20 protein-coding genes and 1 tRNA gene are annotated in these 21980 nt (G+C 70.7%); 18 read left to right on the top strand and 3 right to left on the bottom strand.

Translation table 11 applies throughout. The features are described 5' to 3' along the window. The first annotated feature begins 29 nt into the window (after positions 1 to 29). The 7 genes from metG to ACWEOW_RS23780 all read left to right on the top strand — a co-directional run bounded on the left by metG (position 30) and on the right by ACWEOW_RS23780 (position 8639). A complete protein-coding gene (gene metG, locus ACWEOW_RS23810; RefSeq protein WP_452271736.1) occupies positions 30 to 1841 on the top strand; it encodes a methionine--tRNA ligase in 1812 nt (603 codons plus the stop codon). Then, positions 1838 to 2731, top strand: a complete 894-nt coding sequence (locus ACWEOW_RS23805) for a TatD family hydrolase (RefSeq protein WP_452271735.1) — start codon at positions 1838 to 1840, stop codon at positions 2729 to 2731. Before metG ends, ACWEOW_RS23805 begins: the two co-directional genes overlap by 4 nt. Before the next feature lie 184 nt (positions 2732 to 2915). Further along, positions 2916 to 4037 (top strand): transglycosylase family protein, encoded by a 1122-nt coding sequence (locus ACWEOW_RS23800; protein WP_452271734.1) that lies wholly within the window; start codon positions 2916 to 2918, stop codon positions 4035 to 4037. 128 nt (positions 4038 to 4165) lie between these two features. After that, the gene (rsmA, locus tag ACWEOW_RS23795; protein WP_452271733.1) at positions 4166 to 5065 is read left to right on the top strand and encodes a 16S rRNA (adenine(1518)-N(6)/adenine(1519)-N(6))-dimethyltransferase RsmA; all 900 of its coding nucleotides are present in this window, start codon (positions 4166 to 4168) and stop codon (positions 5063 to 5065) included. A 30-nt stretch (positions 5066 to 5095) separates the two neighbouring features. Continuing rightward, positions 5096 to 6037 carry a 4-(cytidine 5'-diphospho)-2-C-methyl-D-erythritol kinase gene (locus ACWEOW_RS23790; protein WP_452271732.1) on the top strand — a complete coding sequence of 314 codons (942 nt, stop codon included), beginning with the start codon at positions 5096 to 5098 and terminating at the stop codon, positions 6035 to 6037. Positions 6038 to 6251: 214 nt separating this feature from the next. Beyond that, positions 6252 to 8159: an ABC-F family ATP-binding cassette domain-containing protein gene (locus tag ACWEOW_RS23785; protein ID WP_452271731.1), complete on the top strand. Its 1908-nt coding sequence runs from the start codon at positions 6252 to 6254 to the stop codon at positions 8157 to 8159. Positions 8160 to 8276: 117 nt separating this feature from the next. After that, positions 8277 to 8639: a VOC family protein gene (locus tag ACWEOW_RS23780; RefSeq protein WP_452271730.1), complete on the top strand. Its 363-nt coding sequence runs from the start codon at positions 8277 to 8279 to the stop codon at positions 8637 to 8639. 10 nt (positions 8640 to 8649) lie between these two features. Here the strand turns inward: ACWEOW_RS23780 and ACWEOW_RS23775 are convergent, their stop codons facing one another. After that, entirely contained in the window at positions 8650 to 9183 is a 534-nt protein-coding gene (locus ACWEOW_RS23775) for a MarR family winged helix-turn-helix transcriptional regulator (RefSeq protein WP_452271729.1), read from the bottom strand. Between the two features lie 55 nt (positions 9184 to 9238). On the opposite strand from ACWEOW_RS23775, the gene ACWEOW_RS23770 reads away from it, so the two are divergent. Next, positions 9239 to 10084, top strand: coding sequence for a methyltransferase domain-containing protein (locus ACWEOW_RS23770; protein WP_452271728.1), 846 nt, complete (start codon positions 9239 to 9241; stop codon positions 10082 to 10084). A gap of 377 nt (positions 10085 to 10461) precedes the next feature. Then, positions 10462 to 12258, top strand: coding sequence for a sigma-70 family RNA polymerase sigma factor (locus ACWEOW_RS23765; protein WP_452271727.1), 1797 nt, complete (start codon positions 10462 to 10464; stop codon positions 12256 to 12258). Between the two features lie 88 nt (positions 12259 to 12346). Here the strand turns inward: ACWEOW_RS23765 and ACWEOW_RS23760 are convergent, their stop codons facing one another. Further along, the gene (locus ACWEOW_RS23760; RefSeq protein ID WP_452271766.1) at positions 12347 to 12952 is read right to left on the bottom strand and encodes a TetR family transcriptional regulator; all 606 of its coding nucleotides are present in this window, start codon (positions 12950 to 12952) and stop codon (positions 12347 to 12349) included. Positions 12953 to 13115: 163 nt separating this feature from the next. Between ACWEOW_RS23760 and ACWEOW_RS23755 the strand changes: the two genes are divergently transcribed. From ACWEOW_RS23755 to ACWEOW_RS23725, 7 genes are all read left to right on the top strand, one after another. Then, positions 13116 to 13194, top strand: a tRNA-Gln gene (locus tag ACWEOW_RS23755). Positions 13195 to 13526: 332 nt separating this feature from the next. After that, positions 13527 to 14111, top strand: a complete 585-nt coding sequence (locus ACWEOW_RS23750; protein WP_452271726.1) for an amidase domain-containing protein — start codon at positions 13527 to 13529, stop codon at positions 14109 to 14111. Between the two features lie 11 nt (positions 14112 to 14122). After that, complete coding sequence (locus tag ACWEOW_RS23745; RefSeq protein WP_452271725.1) at positions 14123 to 14794, top strand: hypothetical protein; 672 nt, start codon at positions 14123 to 14125, stop codon at positions 14792 to 14794. Positions 14795 to 14832: 38 nt separating this feature from the next. Beyond that, positions 14833 to 15606 (top strand): hypothetical protein, encoded by a 774-nt coding sequence (locus ACWEOW_RS23740; RefSeq protein WP_452271724.1) that lies wholly within the window; start codon positions 14833 to 14835, stop codon positions 15604 to 15606. Next, positions 15603 to 16055: a hypothetical protein gene (locus ACWEOW_RS23735; protein WP_452271723.1), complete on the top strand. Its 453-nt coding sequence runs from the start codon at positions 15603 to 15605 to the stop codon at positions 16053 to 16055. Before ACWEOW_RS23740 ends, ACWEOW_RS23735 begins: the two co-directional genes overlap by 4 nt. Positions 16056 to 16130: 75 nt before the next feature. Further along, complete coding sequence (glmU, locus tag ACWEOW_RS23730) at positions 16131 to 17645, top strand: bifunctional UDP-N-acetylglucosamine diphosphorylase/glucosamine-1-phosphate N-acetyltransferase GlmU (protein ID WP_452271722.1); 1515 nt, start codon at positions 16131 to 16133, stop codon at positions 17643 to 17645. Beyond that, on the top strand, positions 17642 to 18622 hold the full coding sequence (locus tag ACWEOW_RS23725) for a ribose-phosphate diphosphokinase (RefSeq protein ID WP_452271721.1): 981 nt from the start codon (positions 17642 to 17644) through the stop codon (positions 18620 to 18622). Before glmU ends, ACWEOW_RS23725 begins: the two co-directional genes overlap by 4 nt. A gap of 59 nt (positions 18623 to 18681) precedes the next feature. On the opposite strand, the gene ACWEOW_RS23720 is transcribed toward ACWEOW_RS23725, so the two are convergent. After that, positions 18682 to 19257, bottom strand: coding sequence for a CGNR zinc finger domain-containing protein (locus ACWEOW_RS23720; protein WP_452271720.1), 576 nt, complete (start codon positions 19255 to 19257; stop codon positions 18682 to 18684). Positions 19258 to 19335: 78 nt separating this feature from the next. Between ACWEOW_RS23720 and ACWEOW_RS23715 the strand changes: the two genes are divergently transcribed. After that, entirely contained in the window at positions 19336 to 20391 is a 1056-nt protein-coding gene (locus ACWEOW_RS23715) for an EamA family transporter (RefSeq protein ID WP_452271719.1), read from the top strand. 34 nt (positions 20392 to 20425) lie between these two features. Next, entirely contained in the window at positions 20426 to 21574 is a 1149-nt protein-coding gene (locus tag ACWEOW_RS23710; protein WP_452271718.1) for a metallophosphoesterase, read from the top strand. Positions 21575 to 21980: the final 406 nt, after the last annotated feature.

Here is a 21980-nt window from a genome sequence, read left to right as displayed (position 1 = left end):
GGCGTCCGCGACTGCCTAGGATTCTGCGCATGACTCATGTGCTGTCCGCCGTCGCCTGGCCGTACACCAACGGCCCACGCCATATCGGCCACGTGGCCGGGTTCGGCGTGCCCTCCGACGTCTTCAGCAGGTACATGCGCATGGCAGGGCACGACGTCCTCATGGTGTCGGGGACCGACGAGCACGGCACCCCGATCCTCGTGCTCGCCGAGGAGGAGGGGCTCTCCCCCCAGGAGCTCGTCGACAAGTACAACGCGGTGATCGCCCAGGACCTCACCGACCTGGGCCTCTCCTACGACATGTTCACCCGCACCACGACGCGCAACCACTACGCCGTCGTGCAGGAGATGTTCCGCCAGGTCCACGCCAACGGCTACATGATCGAGCAGACGACCAAGGGTGCGATCAGCCCCTCGACCGGCCGCACCCTGCCCGACCGCTACATCGAGGGCACCTGCCCGATCTGCGGCTTCAAGGAGGCCCGTGGCGACCAGTGCGACAACTGCGGCAACCAGCTCGACGCCCAGGAGCTGATCGACCCGCGCAGCAAGATCAACGGCGAGGTGCCTGAGTTCGTCGAGACGCAGCACTTCTTCCTGGACCTGCCCGCACTCGCCACCGCGCTCGGGAAGTGGCTCGACGAGCGCGAGGCGTCGGGTCGCTGGCGCCCCAACGTCATCAAGTTCAGCAAGAACCTCCTCAAGGACGTCCGCCCGCGCGCGATGACCCGTGACATCGACTGGGGCATCCCGGTGCCGCTGCCCGGGTGGGAGGACAACCCGAACAAGCGCCTCTATGTGTGGTTCGACGCCGTGATCGGGTACCTCTCCGCGTCCATCGAGTGGGCTCGCCGGCTCGGCGACCCCGAGCGCTGGCGCGAGTGGTGGAACGAGCCGGACGCGCTCTCGTACTACTTCCAGGGCAAGGACAACATCACCTTCCACGCCCAGATCTGGCCCGCGGAGCTGCTCGGCTACGCAGGCAAGGGCGACAAGGGCGGCGAGCCGGGCGAGTACGGCGTGCTCGACCTGCCGACCGAGGTCGTCGCGAGCGAGTTCCTCACCCTCGAGGGGCGGCAGTTCTCCACCAGCCGCAAGCACGTCATCTACGTCCAGGACATCGTGGCGCGCTACGGCGCCGACCCGATCCGCTACTTCATCTGCGCGGCCGGCCCCGAGAGCCAGGACGCCGACTTCACGTGGTCCGAGTTCGTGCAGCGCAACAACAGCGAGCTCGTCGCCGGGTGGGGCAACCTCGTCCAGCGCACCGCCGCGATGATCGCGAAGAGCTTCGGCGAGATCCCCCAGAGGTATGCCGTGGAGCCCGTCGACGACGAGCTGCTCGCGACCGTGCGGGGCGGGTTCGCCACCGTCGGCGGGCTGCTCGAGCGGCACCGCCAGAAGGCGGCGCTGGCCGAGGTCATGAGGATCGTGGGGGAGGCCAACGCCTACGTGTCACGGACCGAGCCGTTCAGGCTCAAGAGCGACGACGAGCGCGAGCGCCTCGCGACGATCCTGAACACGCTCGCGCAGGCCGTGAGCGACATCAACACGATGATCTCGCCGTTCCTCCCGCACGCCGCCAACCGGGTCCACGCGGTCCTCGGTGGCGAGGGCGACTTCATGCCGATGCCCCGACTCGAGGTCGTCACGGACCTCGACGACTCGTCGCGCTCGTACCCGGTCATCACCGGCGACTACTCCGCGACCCCGCGGTGGGAGTCGCGGCCGGTCGTGCCCGGCACGCCGGTCAGCCGGCCGAGCGGGGTCTTCACCAAGCTCGACCCGGAGCAGGTCATCGCCGACGAGCACAGCAGGCTCGGCGAGGACGCCACCGCGTGAGCCCGCACTCGTCGGGCTCGAGGGGCCTGCCGGGGTCGGCTCCGGACCCGCTGCCGATCGACGTCGTCGACAACCACGTGCATCTGGACATCACCCGTGAGGGCGACGAGCCGCTCGACGTGGGCGAGGCGATCGCCCGCGCCGTCTCGGTCGGGGTGACGCGTCTCGTCCAGGTCGGCTGCGACCTCGACGGCATCGAGTTCACCATCGAGGCGGTCGAGCGCCATCCGGAGCTCCTTGGCGGAATCGCCTTGCACCCCAACGAAGTTCCCAAGCTCGCTGCCGACGGGACGTTGCCTGCGGCATACGACCTCGTCGAGCGGCATGCCGCGCACGAGCGGATCCGCGCCATCGGCGAGACCGGCCTCGACTACTACCGCACCGGGCCCGAGGGGGTCGCTGTCCAGCAGGACGGCTTCCGCTGGCACATCGACCTCGCGAAGCGGCTCGGCAAGGCCCTTCAGATCCACGACCGCGACGCCCACGCCGACGTGCTCCGGATCCTCGACGAGGAGGGAGCGCCCGACCACACGGTGCTGCACTGCTTCTCTGGCGACCTCGCCATGGCACGCGAGTGCGTCGAGCGGGGGTACTACCTCAGCTTCGCCGGGACGGTGACCTTCAAGAACGCCCGCGACCTGCGGGACGCGCTGACGGCCACGCCCCTCGACCAGCTGCTGGTCGAGACCGACGCGCCCTACCTTGCGCCGGCCCCGCACCGGGGCGCCACGAACGCGTCGTTCCTCGTCCCGGTGACCGTCCGCGCGATGGCCGGCGTGCTCAACATCGACGTACCGACCCTGTGCCGGGCGGTGTCCCAGAACAGCGAGCGCGTGTACGGGTCGTGGGCTCCGGCGACCCCCCAGGCAGGGGTCAGACAAACCGCCTAGCGCATCCCAAAGCGGATGTCTCGATGACATGCTTCTCGTTATCGAAATTTGACCTCCTGGACGTCTGTCAGTCAGGCTGGACGACTGTTGGCCGGTTGCTGCCCCGCATCGACCTCGTCCCAAAGGCGTGAGGAGGATGGATCGAGAGCGCGTAGCACCCGGGTTCTATGACCATCGGAGTGCTTTGATTTCGCGCAACATCAAGATCCTGGCGGCGACTGGCGCCGCCGTCGTCCTCACCGGGGGTGCGGTCGGCGCAGCACAGCTCGACAAGGCGGTGAACCTGTCCGTCGACGGACAGACCACCGCCACTCATGTCTTCGGCAGCACTGTCGGGGACCTCCTCGACAGCCAGGGGATCACCGTGAAGCAGGGCGACGTGGTCGTCCCCGCGGTGGCATCCTCGCTCAGCGACGGAGAGACCGTCACGGTCAAGTACGCCCGCACGCTGAACCTCACCGTCGACGGCAAGACCCGCTCGGTCCGCACCACCGAGACCACCGTGGACGGCGCCCTCCTGGCGCTCGGCCTGCGTGGCGACGGTGCGCGCCTGTCGGTCTCGCGTTCGCAGACCATCGGCCGTCAGGGCCTGTCGGTGACGATCGTCACGCCCAAGGCCGTCTCGGTGACGGTCGACGGCAAGACGACGAGCCGCACGGTCGTCGCTGCCACCACCGGCGAGGCGCTCAAGCAGTTCGGGGTCCGCCTCGGGACGGCCGACAAGGTCAGCCCGGCCGTGGCCACCCCGCTCGTCGCCGGCGCCAAGATCGTCGTGCAGCGCGTCCAGACCAAGGACGCCACGCAGACCAGCCGCATCGCCTACGGGACGACCAAGCGTCCCACGGCCGACCTCTACACCGGCCAGACCAAGGTGCTGCGCGCTGGCGTCTACGGCTCGCGCACCGTCGTGGTGCGGTCCACGATCGTCAACGGCAAGGTCACCTCGACCAAGACGGTCTCCTCGAAGGTGACCAAGGCGCCCGTCAATCGCATCCTGGCCGTCGGCACGAAGCAGCGTCCGGCACCCGCGCCCTCGACGAGCGGCTCGACCTCAGGCGGCGGCCTCAACCTGGCCCGCGCCGCGATGTGGGACCGTGTCGCCTCGTGCGAGTCCGGTGGCAACTGGCACATCAACACCGGCAACGGCTACTACGGCGGCCTGCAGTTCTCGCGCTCGACCTGGCTCGCCTACGGCGGTGGCCAGTTCGCCGCTCGCGCCGACCTCGCCAGCCGGGAACAGCAGATCACCGTGGCCAACCGGGTGTACGCCGACAACGGCCTCGCCCAGTGGAGCTGCAAGGGCTGAGCGCCTGGCCCCGCTTGACCCGCTGGTCCCCGATCAGCGGCCCGACGAAGCCCTCGACCCATCACGGGTCGGGGGCTTCGTCGCTGTGGCTGCGCTTGACCGCGGCATCGCGCCCCTAGGGTGATCACATGAGCAAGAAGGACCTCGCTGCGCGGGTGGACGACGCCGCGCTGCTCGGGCCTGCGCAGGTGCGCGCGCTCGCCGAGCGGCTCGAGATCCGGCCCACCAAGCAGTGGGGACAGAACTTCGTCGTCGACCCCAACACCGTGCGCAAGATCGTGCGGGTCGCCGGCGTGGGTCCCGACGACGCGGTCGTCGAGGTCGGTCCGGGCCTCGGGTCGCTGACCCTTGCCCTGCTGCCGGTCGTGCGCCACGTGACGGCGGTCGAGGTCGACCCGCGCCTGGCTGGTGCGCTCGAGGACACCGTGCAGACTCTCCAGCCGGGCAACTCCGGCAAGCTCACCCTGCTCGCAGCGGACGCCCTCACCGTGACCAAGCTGCCCAAGCCCCAGCCGACAGCCCTGGTGGCGAACCTGCCCTACAACATCTCCGTGCCCGTCGTGCTCTCCTTCCTCAAGCACTTCCCGACCATCGAGCGCGTGCTGGTCATGGTCCAGCTCGAGGTGGCCGAGCGGCTCGCCGCCAAGCCGGGAAGCAAGATCTACGGAGTCCCGAGCCTCAAGGCCGCCTGGTACGCCGACGTCGAGCTCGCCGGGCGGGTCGGGCGCAACGTGTTCTGGCCGGCGCCGAACGTCGACTCGGGTCTGGTCTCGCTCCGCAGGCGCAAGCCGCCGCGCACGACGGCCTCACGGGAGCAGGTCTTCCGGTGCATCGACGCGGCGTTCCTGCAGCGTCGCAAGTCGCTGCGTGGAGCGCTCGCAGCCTGGGCGGGGTCCCCTGCCGAGGCCGAGGCCGCCCTCGTCGCGGCCGGCGTCGACCCCCGGACGCGTGGCGAGCAGCTCGACATCGAGGCGTTCGCACGGATCGCCGAGGCGCGCGACTCGGCGAAACCGGACCATCCGTCCTGACGACCACGTGCCGGACCATAGGGTGGGCGCATGACCGTCGCCCCGACCTTGCCCGGCGCGGTGACCGTACGGGTCCCGGCCAAGGTCAACCTCGAGCTGCGCGTCGGGCCGCGCCGGCCTGACGGGTACCACGCGCTCGCGACCGTCTACCAGGCCGTGTCGCTCCACGACGAGGTGTCGGTGGCGCGCTGGGACGAGTGGCAGGTCGTGCCGGCCGGCACGTACGCCGACCGCATCCCCGTCGACGGCGACAACCTGGCCGTTCGGGCAGCCCGGCTCGTCGCGGACCGCTGGGCGGTCGAGGAGGCCTTGTCGATCCGGATCGACAAGGACATCCCGGTCGCGGGAGGCATGGCCGGGGGGTCGGCGGATGCCGCGGCGACGCTGCTGGCCTGCGACCACCTCTGGGGCCTGGGCCTGGACCGTGAGGAGCTCGCCGAGCTCGCGGCTGCCCTCGGCAGCGACGTGCCGTTCTCCCTCACGGGCGGCAACGCCATGGGCTCGGGCCGCGGTGAGCAGCTCGCGCCCGTGCTGGCGCGCGGCACGTTCCACTGGGTCTTCGCGATCAGCGACCAGGGTCTGTCCACGCCGGAGGTGTATGCCGAGTGCGACCGGCTGCGCGAACGTGACGGCGTCGACGTGCCCGAGCCCCGCGTGAGCGCGGAGCTGATGGCGGCCCTGCGGTCCGGGGACGCCGCTGCGCTGGGAGCGGCGCTGCACAACGACCTCGAGCCGGCGGCATACTCGCTGCGGCCGCAGCTGCGGGAGCTGCGTGACGCCGGGGTCGAGTTCGGCGCCCTCGGTGGGATCGTCAGCGGCTCGGGGCCCACCGTCGCCTTCCTCACCGAGAGCCACGAGGCGGCCCTCGACCTGTCGGTGTCGCTGGCCGCGTCGGACCTGTGTCGCGACCTGCGCCGGGCCCGGGGTCCGGTCCACGGCGCCCAGGTCGTCACCGCCCCGCGCGCCGACTGAGCTCAGGCCGCGGCGCGCACGTGGGTGGGAAACGCCCCGCCTGGCCTCCAGATGGGGGCCGCGGCGCGCACGTGGGTGGGAAACGGGCCCGCCTGGCCTCCAGATGGGGGCCGCGGCGCGCACGTGGGTGGGGCCGGGTCGCCTCGGATGGCCACCACAAGGCCGCCAGGGCGAGTAGGGGATGAGGCTTGCGAGCGCATAGGGTCGGTGGGCGATGGCCAACCTCATCTCCCTCGAACGCGTGTCGCTCGTCTTCGGCACCACCCACGTCCTCGACGACGTGAGCCTCGGCGTCCTCACCGGGGACCGCATCGGCATCGTCGGCGTCAACGGCGGCGGCAAGTCGACCCTGCTGCGGGTCATGGCCGGCCTCCAGGAGGCCGACTCGGGTCGCGTCACCAAGCAAGGCGGCGCGGACGGCATCCGGGTCGGCATGCTCGCGCAGGACGACGCGCTCGACCCCGAGTGGACGGTCCGCGAGGCGGTGCTCGGTGACCGGCCCGAGCATGTGTGGGCCGGAGACCCGCGGATCCGCGACGTGCTCACCGGGCTGCTCGGGGGCATCGAGGCACAGGGCGTCGGCGGGCTCGAGACAAGGATCGGCCCGAAGTCGGGTGGCGAGCGCCGCCGCCTCGCCCTCGCACGTCTGCTCGTCGACGATCCCGAGGTGCTCCTGCTCGACGAGCCCACGAACCATCTCGACGTCGAAGGCGTCGCGTGGCTGGCCGACCACCTGTCGACGAAGCGGCCGCGCCCGGGCAACGCGACCGTCGCGATCACCCACGACCGGTGGTTCCTCGACGCGTACGCCACGCTGACGTGGGAGGTCGAGGGCGGGTCTGTCGCCGCCTTCGACGGAGGGTATGCCGCATATGTCCTCGCGAAGGCCGAGCGGGACCGCCTCGCGGGCGTCGTCGCCGACCGGCGAGCGAATCTCATGCGCAAGGAGCTCGCGTGGCTGCGCCGGGGAGCGCCGGCGCGCACGAGCAAGCCGAAGTTCCGCATCGACGCGGCGAACGCGCTGATCGCCAACGAGCCGCCGCCACGAGACACCATCGAGCTGGCGTCATTCGCCACCACGCGCCTCGGCAAGGACGTCCTGGACCTCGAGGACGCGACCGTGGTGCTCGGCGAGCCGCCGCACGAGCGCACCCTTCTCGACCGGGTCACCTGGCGGCTGGCGCCGGGGGAGCGGGTCGGGATCGTCGGGGTCAACGGTGCCGGCAAGTCGACTCTGCTGCGCGCCCTGACCGGCGAGACGCCGCTGACGAGCGGGCGGCGCAAGGTCGGGAAGACGGTCGCCATCGCGCACCTGACCCAGGAGGTGCGCGAGCTGGACCGCTTCGAGCAATGGCGCGTCATCGAGGCGATCGAGGACGTTCGGCAGTGGACCACGTTGGGCGGCAAGGAGATCAGCGCCGGCCAGCTCGCCACGCGGCTCGGCTTCTCAGGCGGGCGCCAGCAGTCGCGCGTCGGCGACCTGAGCGGTGGAGAGCGACGCCGCCTCCAGCTGACGCGGCTGCTGCTGACCGAGCCGAACGTGCTCATCCTCGACGAGCCGACCAACGACCTGGACATCGAGACCCTCACCTCGCTGGAGGACGTCCTCGACGGCTGGGCCGGCACGCTCATCGTCGTCTCGCACGACCGGTACCTGCTCGAGCGCGCCTGCGACCATCAGCTGGCCCTGCTCGGCGACGGCCGCGTGCGGGACCTGCCCGGAGGTGTCGACGAGTACCTCCGCCTCCGCGAAGCGGCACGGGCGCGCGCCGCCAGCGGTGCGGCGACCGGTGCGGCGATGGGTGTGGCCGGCGGGGCGACCGCGGGCGCACCCGTGGGCGCGACCGGGGGCCGCAGCGGTGGCTCGCCGGACGGCATACCCGGGAAAGCGGGGGCGCCGGCGAACGCGGCGCAGGCGCGTGAGGCCCGCAAGGTCATGGCGCGCGTGGAGAAGCAGCTGTCGCGCCTGGCTGACCGCGAGGCCAAGGTTCACGGCGAGATGGTCTCTGCCGCAACCGATCCCGTGGCGCTGGCCCAGCTCAACTCCAGTCTGCAGGCGATCGTCACAGAGCGTGAGGAGCTCGAGCTCGAGTGGCTCGAGGCCGCCGAGATCGTCGGCTGACCCCGCAACACACCGAGCAGTCGCAAACTTCGACGGAAATAACCGGATGCTCTGGCGGCTGTTCGGTGTGTTGCGGCGGGTCTTGAAAGTATCTTGATATCAAGATACTTTCGACGCATGGAGATGACCCTGCACCACGTCCAGGTGTCCGGTCCGGCTGGCTGCGAGGACGCCATGCGCGCGTTCTACGTCGGCGTCCTCGGCATGGTCGAGATCGACAAGCCCGAGCGCCTGCGGGCCCGCGGCGGGGCCTGGTTCCGCGCGGGCTCGGCCGAGATCCACGTCGGCATCGAGGACCCCTTCGTGCCCGCGCGCAAGGCGCACCCGGGGATCGCCGTCGGCGACGTGGACAGCCTGGCTCGCCGTGTCGAGGAGGCGAGTGGACCGGTGGCGTGGGACGACAACATCCCGGGCCTGCGCCGCTTCCACACGAGCGACCCGGTGGGGAACCGGCTGGAGTTCCAGCAGGCCGCCGGGTGAGCCCGATCCCTCAGCCCGCGGAGTCGCCGCGGGACTCCAACGGCACGAGCATCCGGCGCAGCAGCGTCGCCAGCTGGGTCTGCTCGGCGGTCGACAGCTCCGACAGCAGCGACTTCTCCTGCTCGATGAGGTCGGCCATCGCAGCGTCCACGATGTCCCGGCCTGCGGGGCTGAGCCGGACGAGGACGCCCCGGCGGTCACCCGGGTCGGGACGGCGCTCGACGAAGCCGTTGCGCGCGAGCCGGTCCACGCGGTTGGTCATCGTGCCCGACGTGACCAGTGTCTGCTGCACCAGCTGGCCCGGTGACAGCTCGTACGGCTCGCCGGCCCGGCGCAGGGCGGACAGCACGTCGAACGCCCAGCCCTCCAGGAGGTGCTCCGAGAAGGCCGAGCCGCGCGCGAGGTCGAGGCGTCGAGCGAGGCGCGAGACCCGCGACAGCACCTCGAGCGGCGACACGTCGAGGTCGGGTCGCTCACGGCGCCAGGCCGCGACGATCCCATCGACGTCGTCGCCGGGCTGTACCGGCCTCCGCTCGGCGCTCATGTCCCAACTGTAGTCGCCGTCAAGACTCTTGACATCGAAGGAAAGCGAGCAAGACATGCCCGACCCCACCGCCACCCCCGCTACCCCCCGGACAGGCGACGCGGCCTGGGACCCGCGCCAGTACGCCCTTTTCGCCGGGCAGCGCGGCCGACCGTTCGCGGACCTGTTGAGCCGGATCGACGCGCCCTCGCCGCGGGTCGTCGTCGACCTCGGGTGCGGTCCTGGCGACCTCACCATCGGGCTCGGCCAACGGTGGCCCGACGCGAGAGTCATCGGCGTCGACCCCTCGCCCGAGATGCTCGCCAAGGCCCGAGCGGCCGAGACCGGCGGTCGGGTCGAGTGGGTCGAGGCCGCCGCAGAGGACTGGGACCCCGCCACGCTGGGAGCGCCCATCGACGTGTTCGTCACGAACGCCACCCTCCAGTGGGTCCCGACCCACCTGCGGCTGATCCCCACCTGGGTCGCCGCGCTCGCCCCCGGCGGCACGTTCGCGATGCAGGTCCCGGCGAACTTCGACGCCCCCTCGCACCGGCTCATGCGCGAGGTCGCGGCACGCCACCCGCGCGCCGACGACCTGCGGCCCGGGCTCGACCGTGCCGTCGCCGTCGCCCTTCCGGAGACGTATGCCGCCCTGCTGCTCGACCTCACCCCGGACGTCGACGTGTGGCAGACGACGTACCAACACGTCCTGGCCTCCGACACGGTGCGGCACCCTGTGCTCGAGTGGGTGCGCGGGACCGGCCTGCGGCCCGTGCTGGGAGTGCTCACCGACGAGCAGGAGCGCGAGGCGTTCCTCGACGACTACGAGCGGGAGCTCGAGACGGCATACCCGCGGCGCTCCTTCGGGGTGCTCTTCGGCTTCACCCGGACCTTCGCCGTGGCGCGCACCGGCTCGGCGTGAGCCCCGGCGCGGCGTCGCCCGTCGGTAACGGGATGGTCAGGGTCCGGTCAGTAAAGGGTCAGGAACCGGTCATGGCTTCGAAAGTTCTCGGGAGCTGGCGCCGATTCGCGACAATTCGCAAAACGTTGACATGAAATGGGTAGTGGCACGTCTTCTTGGCGACGGCTTCGCATGGAGCCTCCCGCTTGGTCAGGGGAGGGAGTAGCTCCCCCGGGTCCGTCACGAGTGGTGCCGTCGGGTTTCGTCCTTCCGCGTGGTTTCGTGGAGGGGATCATCGGAAGGGCGAAACCTGCCGCTCGCGCTCGGTCGGATTCGACGTGCCCTGTCGTGCCTTGGCAGACTTGGTCCGCACTCGGGGCCATCTGGAAGGGTGAACCTTGTCGGCAGACACCACCATGTGGTCGAGCGAGTCGTGGTCATCGGCTGCTGACCTCTACCTCCTCGGACGCAGCCGAGAAGGCTCCGCCGAGGCGTTCGGCGAGCTCTGGCGACGTCACCTCCCCGCTGCGTATGCCGTCGCCCACCGGCATCGTGGACGTGCCGCTTCCGAGGACATCGTCGCCGAGGCCGCGACCCGCGTCTTCGCGCTGATCCGCGACGGCCGTGGTCCCGACGAGCACTTCCGCGCCTACTTCCTCTCGACCGTGCGCACGGTCGCCGTCGACATGGCCCGCCGGGACCTCAAGGCCGTCCCGACCGACGACGCCGACCTGGAGTCCCTGGTCCAGCCGGTTGCCGACATCGGAGCCGGCGGCGAGCTCGGTGCGGACCTCGGCGGCGACGAGGGTGTCGACCTCGTCCGCGAGGCGTTCCGCGGTCTGCCCGAGCGCGACCAGCGCGTCCTGTGGCACACGACCGTCGAGGGTGCGGCGCCCCGCGTCGTCGCCCCGGCCCTCGGCATGACAGCGAACGCCGTGAGCGTCCGCGCGATGCGCGCCCGCGACTCGCTGCGGGCGCGCTACCTCGACGTCCGTGCCGAGCGTGGCCTTCCAGATGCCGACTCCGACGAGTGTCGCTGGACGATCGAGCACCTCGGTGCGCTCGTGCGCGGCCGCCTGCCGAAGCGCCAGACCGAGCGCGCGCAGGCCCATGTCGACTCGTGCGCCCATGCGGCTGCGATCGCGGCCGACCTGCGCGCCGTCCATGACGAGTTCCCGTCGCTCGTCGTCCCGCTCCTCGTCGCCGTCGGTGTGAGCACGCCCGGCTTCCTCAGCGCGGGCGCGCTCGCCGGCCTCACGAGTGCCGCCGGTGTGGCGGGTGCAGGCGCCACCGGTGTCGGAGCCGCGGGTGCCGGCATGGCCGGTGGCGGTGCGGCCGGGGCCGCCAAGACTGCCGGAGCCGCAGCGGCAACCGGCGGAGCGGCAACGGGCGGAGCGGCCACGGGTGGAGCGGCAACCGGTGGAACGGCGGCCGCGGGAGCGCCATCGACGGGTGCAGCTGCCGCAGGCGGAACAAGCGGCGCTCTGGCCGCGGGCGCCCCGGCGGACCGCCTCGGCCAGGCCGCAAGCCGCGTAACCACCGTCGCCGCTGGGATCGCCATCGGCATCGGGCTGGCGAGCGTCACCGGCGCTCCAGCGAGCAGCCCGACCGCGACCGCGTCGGCGCACACGCCGACCTCCGGGCCGACCAGCACTGCCCAGGCCTCCCCCAGCGCTGCTGGCCTCAGCGGGACGCCGACGGCCGCTCCGTCCGTCCCGGTGCCGAGCGCCGCAGTCACGCCGTCGGCGAACGCTGCGGAGGCCGCGACGACCCGCGGTCCGGTCGTGCAACCGCCGCCACCGAGCCCGACCGCGGCGCCGGCCGTCCGGCAAGCCCCGACAGACTCACCGACATCGCCGACGCACTCGGCCGGCCCCACAGCCGCCGGAGCGGCTCCGGCAGTCGATGCGCGGCTCGTCCGCTCCGGCACGCTGAGCCGGTTCTCCCTGCGGGTCCGCTCCCAGGTGTCGGGCGACCTCACGGTCCGGGTGTCCAACGCCAGCGGATCGGGAGGGCTCGTTGCGGGGAACGCCAGCTGGACCTGCTCGACGACGTCGGCGTGGAGCGTCACCTGCCGTGGCCAGAGCGGTCAGGTGCTGCTCGAGCAGTCCGGCGCCGGCCGGATCACCCCGGTGCTCGTGCGCGTGACCGACGCGAGCGGCGCCACCTTCACCAGCCTCGTCACCCCATCCTGAAGGGGCTCGGGCCGCGCGTCAGTCTGCGTTCGCGGCGAGGGTCCGCCGTCGGGCTCGGGTGAAGGACTGGGGTTGAGCGGCCAGGACCTCACCGGCGGGGGACGGTCACCAGACGAGGAGAGCGGTCGAGGCCGGAGAGGCCGTTCCAGGCCAGGTTGACCAGGTGCGCAGCGACCTGGTCCTTCTTGAACTTGCGCCGGTCGAGCCACCACTGCCCCGTGAGGGCGACCATGCCCACGAGCATCTGGGCGTGGATAGGCGCCGACTTCGGGTCGAGGCCACGCTGCTTGAACTCAGCGGCCAGCAGGTGCTCGACGTGGGTCGCCACGTCACCGAGCACGCTCGCGAACGATCCCGTGGACTGGCCGGGGGGCGAGTCGCGCACGAGGATCCGGAAGCCGTCGGGGTCGCGCTCGACATAGTCGAGCAGCGCGAGCGTCGCCCGCTCGAGCAGGATCCGGGCGCCCTCGCCCACGTCGAGGGCTTCGTTGATCCCCCCGAGCAGGGTCTGGATCTCGCGGTCGACCACGACGGCATACAGCCCCTCCTTGCCGCCGAAGTGCTCGTAGACGACCGGCTTGGACACGTTCGCCTTGGAGGCCACCTCCTCGACGGTGGTCGCCTCGAACCCCTTCTCAGCGAAGAGCTTGCGCCCGACGGTGATGAGCTGTTCGCGGCGCTCGGGACCCGTCATGCGCGGGCGCGGCCGGGCTCGCTCCGTGCGGTCGGGTCGGTCGGTTCGGTCGGCGCTCACGCCGCCATTGTGCCCGGGAGCCCGCGCGCCCGCCTGCACGAAGGGACACTCGGACTGCACTAGCCTGTGGGGGTCTCGCCCCGCGCGCCGCGACGGGGGACGATCCCCGGTTGGTCTGTCGGCAGGGCCCGCCTGACTTTGAATCAGGACTAGCGACGCAGGTTCGACTCCTGCCCGGGGAGCGCAAAACGGCCTCTCACCTGCGCAAACAGGTGAGGGGCCTGCCGCTTACGAGGGCGAAGTCGGTCGAAGGTGTACCCATCGGTATTCCATCTCCTCCGAAGAGCCTTCATGGCCGAAGGCGACATCGCAGCCGTGGTCCTGCGTCTCGGTCATCGAGGGCAGCGGCGCCCAGTGGTGTCCCCGCCCTCGGCCCGGCCGGTCGACAGTCACCGTCACTTGGGTCTGACAACCAATTGGAGTGCGCGTGAGTCATCGTCGCTTGGTGTCCTTTGGAAGAGGTCCGAATAGCCGTGCTCGCGGCATCGCTGCCTTGCTGGTCCTGGCTGCCGCCATGGTCCTGGGGCCATCGCGGCCGGCGACGGCCTACAACCCGGTGGGCGCCAAGAACTATGCGAACACGTATGCGCTGTCTCGGAACCTGTCATATCCGAACTTCGCTGGGACGGATTGCGCGAACTTCGTGTCCCAGGCGGTTCACGCCGGCGGCTACAGCTTCGTCGGTAGCAGCAACCCGAGCAGCTTGTACGAGTGGTGGATCCACGGCAACTGGTATGGCACCTGGGACTACGCCACGACCTGGTCCGTGGCCCCGAGGCTCCGGTACTTCTTCATCTACGACTATCCGGGTGGGATCTCCTACGGCACCGCCCCCGGCAGCTCGACGAACTACTGGACCCCCGACCAGATCGTCACGGGGGACGTGCTGTTCTACGACTGGGGCACGGGGGAGGGCATCAGCCACACGGCGATCCAGGTCGGGTGGGGCACCGACCCCGAGAAGCCCTCGTACAGCGGCAACTACGTCGACGCACACGCGAACGACCACTACCACGCGTTCTGGTCGCTGCGCCCGTACAACCTGGACTGGCCCACGACCACCGGCTACTTCATGCACATCGCAGCGAACAACTACTGACAGGTGACCAGATGAGTCCCAACAAGGCCCTGACCGCGGGCGCGCTGGTGATCCTGATCGGCGCCGGAGCCGCCGTCTATATCCAGTCCTCCGCGCACGGCACGGGAGTCACCGCTGTTGCGCAGGACAGCGCCAACGCGGCGCAGGAGGCCCACGTCCAGGCCGTCGCTCGTCGGGTCATCATCAACGAGCGCCAGATCGGCCTACCCGACGCGGTGTTGGGCGCCGACTCGGGCAGGCTCAGCCCAAACAGCAGGCCCCTGAACAAATCCGTCATCGTGGCGCGACCCGTCCCGCCAGCGGCCGCCGCGGCGGCCGCCGCGGCGGCGCGGACCCGGGCCAACTTCGCCACTGATCTCGCTCACGCCAATCCCGACCTGGTAGCGCGCGAGCATCTCGCGCTCAAGAACGTGTCCGCAGCGCTAGCGGACCCGCGGCAGCGTCTGCTCGGCTCCGGCACCTCACAGATCTCCTTCGCCCGGACCGAGATCTCGGGCGACCAGGCCACCGTCGAGGGGACCATGACTGCCTGGTCCCGGTTCCAGGTCGAGGGCTATGACGGCAAGTGGTCGGAGGCATGCCCAGCCGGTGACGAGCAGTTCACGATGCAGCTCGAGCAGGTGGGCGGGACATGGTTCGTGGTCAGCTACGTGGCCCATCGACTCGACGGGTCCGGGCCATAGCCCGCATACTGCCGGCACGGCCGGCGCTGGTGGCGCTGGTGGCGCTGGTGACCGCTTCCGGCTGCACCGCGCCAGCGGCGGGCCTCGACAACACCGGACCCGACTGGATCGCAGCACGAGTGCGCGAGCTGTCGGGCCGCCCGGCTGACCGCGCGTGCGACTTGACCACGAAACAGACGGTCGAGTTCGGGGTACAGGCCATCATGACCGCGAGCGGGTCTGGGTACATCTTCCAACCCTCGAGCCTCGGGTCGCTGACCCTGAAGTACGGCGACGGTCACCACCAGGCCTCCGCCCGTGCAGGCAGTCGCTGGTACCAGTCCGATTCCGGGATCCACAAGTGGCGGCTCGCGCCGCCTCCAGGCACCGGAGGCATCCCGGGCCAGCTTGGCGCGCCGGGCACCGACCCGACCCTGATCGCGGACATCTACCGCGCGCTGGCGGACCTCACGCCCGAGAGCAAGCCACGCATCGCCACGGTGCTGTTGGGCGACGGAACCAGAGGCCGTCTGTATGACGTCACGCTGGGCACGGACCAGATCGCCGGGCACTCGCCGGTCAACGCATCGCTGTGGAGGGCCTACAAGATGTACGGGCTCACATCTGTCGCGGTGTCCGTGACGGAACCTCCACCCGGTGAACCGGTCGTCATCGACCTCAAGCTTCCGGTCGTCGACCTGGCGAGCGTCCGTGTCGGACCAAAGGACAACGCGAGCTCACTCCGCGTGGACATCCAGGCATCGTGCAGCTGGATCACCAGATCACCAAGCCGGGAGACCCCACCCCACATCGCGGGAGGCACCTCGGCATGACAACCAACCCCGGCTCGGCATCGAGCCCGCGGTCGACCTGGCGGCGACGGACTGCCCTCGTCGTCCCGGGGTTGCTCGTGACCAGTGTGCCGGCATACCCGTTCCGGTCAACCCTGTTCCCGAGCGCACCGGACCTCGCCAGGCAGGCTTGCGACGACTACTTCCATGCAGGGATCGGCGACCCCTACGTCATCACTAGCGACGCAGGTTCGACTCCTGCCCAGGGAGCAGGTGCCCAGGGAGCAGGTGTGCTGGGCATCGCCGATGCCCGACCCACGGATCTCAACTACCGAATCCAGCCCTGGCTGGAGCGCGTCGCGGGAATCGCCGGGATCGCCTACGGGATCCGGCCGGGGCTGGATCCCGTAGGTCGCGGGACGGCCGGGCGTTGTGAAGGGCGTCACGTCACCGCCTGTGGGTGGACAAGCGGCACCGATCGCCGCGAGTAGAGTGGCTGCGGCGCACCCCGACGCGTTCGGGGTCGTACGCCCCCGAGGCCCCCGAACCATAAGGAGCTGCGCCCCGTGAGCGATCCGCGGCCGACCGCCGTGATCGTCCTTGCCGCCGGTGAGGGCACACGCATGAAGTCCACGACCCCGAAGGTTCTGCACACGATCGGCGGCCGCAGCCTGGTGGCTCACGCGATCCGCGCGGCCCGGGGCACCGGCCCGCAGCACCTCGCCGTGGTCGTGCGACACCAGCGGGACCGGGTCGCCGAGCACGTGGCGGCGATCGACGAGGACGCCGTCATCGCCGACCAGGACGAGGTTGCCGGCACCGGCCGGGCCGTCGAGTGCGGGCTCGAGGCGCTGCCCAGCGGGCTGACCGGCACCATCGTGGTCACCTATGGCGACGTGCCGCTGCTGACATCGGAGACCCTCAACGACCTCGTTGCGGAGCACGTCTCGACCGCCAGCGCGGTCACCCTCATCACCGCCAGGCTCGAGGACCCCACCGGCTACGGCCGGGTCCTGCGCGACGCCGACGGACTCGTCGAGGCGATCGTCGAGCAGAAGGACGCAACCGCCGAGCAGATCGCGATCCATGAGGTCAACAGCGGCCTCTACGCCTTCGACGCCGACGTCCTGCGCGAGGCGCTCGCCGAGGTCGGCACCGACAACGCCCAGGGCGAGAAATACCTCACCGACGTGGTGGCCATCGCCAGACGGCGGGGCCTGGCCGTTCACGCCCACCTCGTCACCGACCTGTGGCAGACCGAGGGCGTCAACGACAAGGTGCAGCTGGCCCGGCTCGGCGCCGAGCTCAACCGCCGCACGGTCGAGCAGGCGATGCGCGAGGGAGCCATCGTCATCGACCCGGCCACGACGTGGGTCGATGCCGACGTGACCATCGGGCCCGACACCGTCGTCCACCCGAACACCCAGATCCTCGGCGCGACCACGATCGGCAGCGAGTGCGTGATCGGTCCCGACACGACGCTCAAGGACGTCGAGATCGGGGACGGCGCGAGTGTCGTGCGGACCCAGGCCGAGCTTGCCGAGATCGGGCCCGGAGCGACGGTGGGCCCGTTCTCCTTCCTCCGTCCCGGCACGCGCCTGGGCAGGTCCGGCAAGATCGGCGGGTTCGTCGAGACCAAGAACGCCCGGATCGGGGACCGTGCGAAGGTGCCCCACCTGACCTACTGCGGCGACGCCACCATCGGCGAAGGCGCGAACATCGGGGCCGGCACGATCTTCGCCAACTACGACGGCCTGACCAAGGGCCACACGACGGTCGGGGCCCACAGCTTCGTCGGGAGCAACGCGGTCATCGTCGCCCCCCGGTCGATCGGCGACGGCGCATACGTCGCGGCCGGCTCCGCGGTGGTCAGCGACGTGTCGCCGGGCCAGCTGGCGGTCACCCGTGCCCAGCAACGCAACATCGACGGCTGGGTGGCCCGACGCCGGGCAGGCACGAAGACGGACGCCGCCGCCCGTGCGGCGCTCGCGGCCGAGGCCGAGGCGGCGCTCGCACACGAGGAAGGCGCAGTCGTCGACAACGACGAGCTCACCACCGATACGAAGGACGCCCACCGATGAGCGGGATCAACAGGACCACGGAGAAGCACATGATGCTCTTCTCCGGCCGGGCGCACCCCCAGCTCGCGCAGGAGGTCGCCGACCAGCTGGGCACCAGTCTCGTCCCGACGAGCGCGTACGACTTCGCCAACGGCGAGATCTACGTCCGCTACGAGGAGTCGGTGCGCGGGTCGGACGCCTTCGTCATCCAGAGCCACACGTCGCCGATCAACGAGTGGATCATGGAGCAGCTCATCATGATCGACGCACTGAAGCGCGCATCGGCCAAGCGGATCACGGTCGTGCTGCCCTTCTACGGCTACGCCCGCCAGGACAAGAAGCACCGAGGTCGCGAGCCGATCTCTGCCCGCCTCATCGCCGACCTGTTCAAGACGGCAGGGGCCAACCGGCTCATGGCGATCGACCTGCACACCGCGCAGATCCAGGGCTTCTTCGACGGGCCGGTCGACCACCTCATGGCGCTGCCGATCCTCTCGGACCATGTCGGCCAGAAGTATGGCGATCTCGACCTGGCCGTCGTGTCACCCGACGCCGGACGCATCAAGGTCGCCGAGGACTGGTCCGCTCGACTCGGCGGCGTACCGCTGGCCTTCATCCACAAGACCCGCGACATCAATCGCCCCAACGAGGTCGTGGCCAACCGCGTCGTCGGGGAGATCAAGGGCCGCGTCTGCATCCTTGTCGACGACATGATCGACACGGCCGGCACCATCACCAAGGCCGCCGACGCTCTGTTGGCGGACGGCGCGAAGTCGGTCGTCATCGCAGCGACGCATGCCATCCTGTCGGGCCCGGCCGTCGACCGTCTCAAGGCCTCGCGGGTCGAGGAGGTCGTCGTCACGAACACCCTCCCGATCCCCGACGACCGTCGTTTCGACAAGCTCACCGTCCTGTCGATCGCGCCGCTCGTGTCGATGGCGATCAAGGAGGTCTTCGAAGACGGCTCGGTGACGAGCCTCTTCGACGGCAAGGCCTGACGGCCGGCATCGTCCCGCAGTGATCTGATGGCCAACCTTGGGCGTCGAAGGCGCCCTGCTCAGGCGCGGGCGGCCTTGCGGGCTCGGTATGCCGCTGTATGGGCCTTCGCGGCGCAGCCGCCGTCGCAGTAGCGCCGGGAGCGGTTCTTCGACAGGTCGACGACCACGTCGTCGCAGTCCTCGGCCTCGCAGACCCGCAGGCGGTCCAGGCCGTCGGCCCGCACGACGTCGATCATGGCGAAGGCGAACTCGACTGCCATGCGCTGGTCGAGCGGGGCATCCAGCGGGGTCGCATGAACGTGCCAGCCGATGTCGTCGTGGTTGACGAGCCGGGGCACCGCGCCAGCCTCGGCGAGCATCGCGTTGACCGTCTCGACGACTTCGGGCTCGGACGACTCCCAGAACCGCCGCAGCCTCGGGCGCAGCGCCCGTACGGCCTCGAGCTCGGCGGCGTCGCGGTCGAAGCGACCGGTCCACGGCTTTCCTTCGAAGAAGTCCCGGAGGTCATCCAGGGTCGTCAGGGTGTCCGTCGAGGTATCTCCCGGGACGCTGCCCGGCATCGTGTTGACGAGCTCGGCCCCCCACTGGAGGGCTTCCTCAGCGTCATGAGTGAACACGCTATTGACTCCTGACATGATCTGTGGCTACCGTCATGAGTGTAATCAATTTTGGTCCTGACATGTTCCGTCAGGCGGATGAGGCGGTGACGAGAGATGACGGCTGAGACCACGGCGGACCTGGCGATCAGCACGACCGGCTCGACCGGCGCGACCAGCACGACCAGCACGACCGCCTCGACCGGCGCGACCAGCACCGGCACGACCGGCCAGGCAGCGACGGGCCTGTCGTCCGTGGCGGTCCGCCGCCCGGTGCTCGGCCTCGGAGTCGCCCTCGCCTCAGCTGCGGCCTTCGCGACCTCGGGGGCCTTCGCCAAGCCGCTGCTGCTGGCGGGGTGGGCGCCCGGAGCCGTGGTGACGCTGCGGATCACCGTGGCCGCGGCCGTGCTCCTGGTCCCGACCGTGCTCTCGCTCCGCGGGCGTTGGGGACTGTTGCGCAGCAACGCCCTCGTTGTCGTCGGCTACGGCCTCACGGGCGTCGCCGGGTGTCAGCTCGCCTACTTCAACGCCGTGAGCCACCTGTCGGTCGGGGTCGCCCTCCTGCTCGAGTACCTCGCGCCCGTGCTCATCGTCGGCTGGCTCTGGATCCGGCACCGGCAGGCGCCCGGCCGGCTTACCCTGCTCGGCATCGGGCTTGCGGTCGTCGGCCTGCTCCTGGTCCTCGACGTCCTCGGCGGAGCCACCGTCAACCTCGTCGGCGCCATGTGGGGCCTGTCGGCCGCGGTCTGCCTCGTCCTCTACTTCCTGCTCGCGGACCATGTCCACGCGGGCATCCCGCCGATCGCGCTGGCCGGGTCGGGCCTCGTCGTCGGCGCCGTCGTGCTCTGGCTGGCGGGCCTGACCGGGGTCCTCGACATGTCGCGCGGCGCACCGGAGGTGCTCCTTCGCGGCACGACCGTCCCATGGTGGGTGCCGATCCTCGTCATCGCGATCCTCGCTGCGGCGTTCGCGTATGTCGCCGGGATCGCGGCAGTCCGGATGCTCGGGGCGAAGGTCGCCTCCTTCGTGGCGCTGACCGAGGTGCTCTTCGCAGTGCTGTTCGCGTGGCTCGTGCTCGCCGAGCTGCCCATGCCGGTGCAGCTGCTCGGCGGCGCCCTCATCGTGGCCGGAGTCATCGCGGTGCGCACCGACGAGACGAGATCGCCTGCCTGAGGCTGTCCCGTCGGGGCCTGCCTACGCTGCACGTATGCGTGATGCAGCTCGCCGCAGCCTCCTCGCGGCGGTCTTGATGGGCGCCGCCGTGGCCGGCTGCACCCCGGCCGCCGTCCCCTCGAACCCATCGAGCCCTCCGAGTCCTCCGAGGGTCACGAGCAACACCACCCGGGTGACCACCTCCAGCCCAGTGAACGCGTCCGGCCGGCCGGTCCCAAGCACACCGTCAGGGAACGCGACGGAGACGGCGCCCGTCCACCTCACCGCCGCCGGCGACTTCGGCGCCGCTCCCGCGACCACCGGCAGGGTCCTCGACGCCGTGCGCCGGGCCCGCCCCGATGCTCTTCTGGCGCTCGGTGACCTCTCGTACGGCCGGCCGGGCCAGGAGGAACAATGGTGTCGGTTCGTGCGCGCTCACGTCGGTGACGGCATACCGGTCGAGCTGCTGGCGGGCAACCACGAGAGCGACGGCCTCAACGGACGGATCGACGCGTTCGCGGCGTGCCTGCCCAACCAGCTGCGTGGGCTGAGCGGGACGTACGGAAGACAGTGGTACGTCGACCTGCCGGCGGCCACACCGGTCGTCCGCGTCGTCATGATCTCGCCAGGCCTGACCTTCCCCGACGGCACGTGGGACTACACGAGAGGCACGGAGCACTACGCCTGGACAGCCGCGGCGATCGAGGGTGCGCGCCAGGCCGGGATCCCGTTCGTCGTCGTCGGCATGCACGAGCCGTGCCTGTCCGTCGGCCGCTACTCGTGCTCGGTCGGCACGGACCTGCTCGACCTGCTCGTGTCGCAGCGCGTCGACCTCGTGCTCACGGGGCACGAGCACCTCTACCAGCGCAGCATGCAGCTGGCTGTGGGGCCCGGCTGTGCCGAGGTGCCGGTAGGGCGGTTCGACCCCGCGTGCGTCGTGCGCCCGAGCGGGCCGGGGGAGGAGGTCGTCGCCGGCGCCGGCACCGTCTTCGTCAGCGTGGGGACCGGCGGCATACCGCTGCGTGACGTGAACCCTTCCGACCCGGAGGCCGGCTACTTCGCAGCAACCTCAGGGGCGAACCGCGACCCCACCTACGGCCACCTCGACCTCACCGTGTCAGCGACCGTGCTCCGGATGCGGTTCGTCGCCGACGCCGCAGGCACCTTCACCGACGAGGTGACGATGACGCGCACGGCGGGCTAGCTCCGGCGGTATGTCGCCCCCTGTGGACAACCCAGGTGTTTGCGCCGGTTTGCTGTGGGTAGCGGCGGGTGGCTGTCGGTGGTCGAACGTATGTTCGGGTCATGAGCCAGACAGCCCGCCACCCGAGGCGCCGACGGGGTCCGCGCCACGGGGCCACCGCGCCGGTGCGGCAGCCCGGTGCGGCGGTGCAGCAGCCCGGTGCGTCGGCAGGGGCCGGGCTGGTGGGCGGGGCTGGGGTGGTGGTGGGGTCTGGCGCTGTGATGGACCCAATGGACCCGGTGATGGACCCGGTGATGGACCCGGTGATGGACCCGGTGACCCGGCTGGCGTTGCTGGCCTCGTCCGAGCCGGGGGCGGGTGCGGAGCTGGAGGGTCTGCGGGGTCTGCCGGGGCTGGCGGCGCGTCT

The sequence above is a fragment of the Monashia sp. NPDC004114 genome, from assembly GCF_053603855.1.
This window is presented reverse-complemented; position numbering and strand designations above follow the sequence as displayed.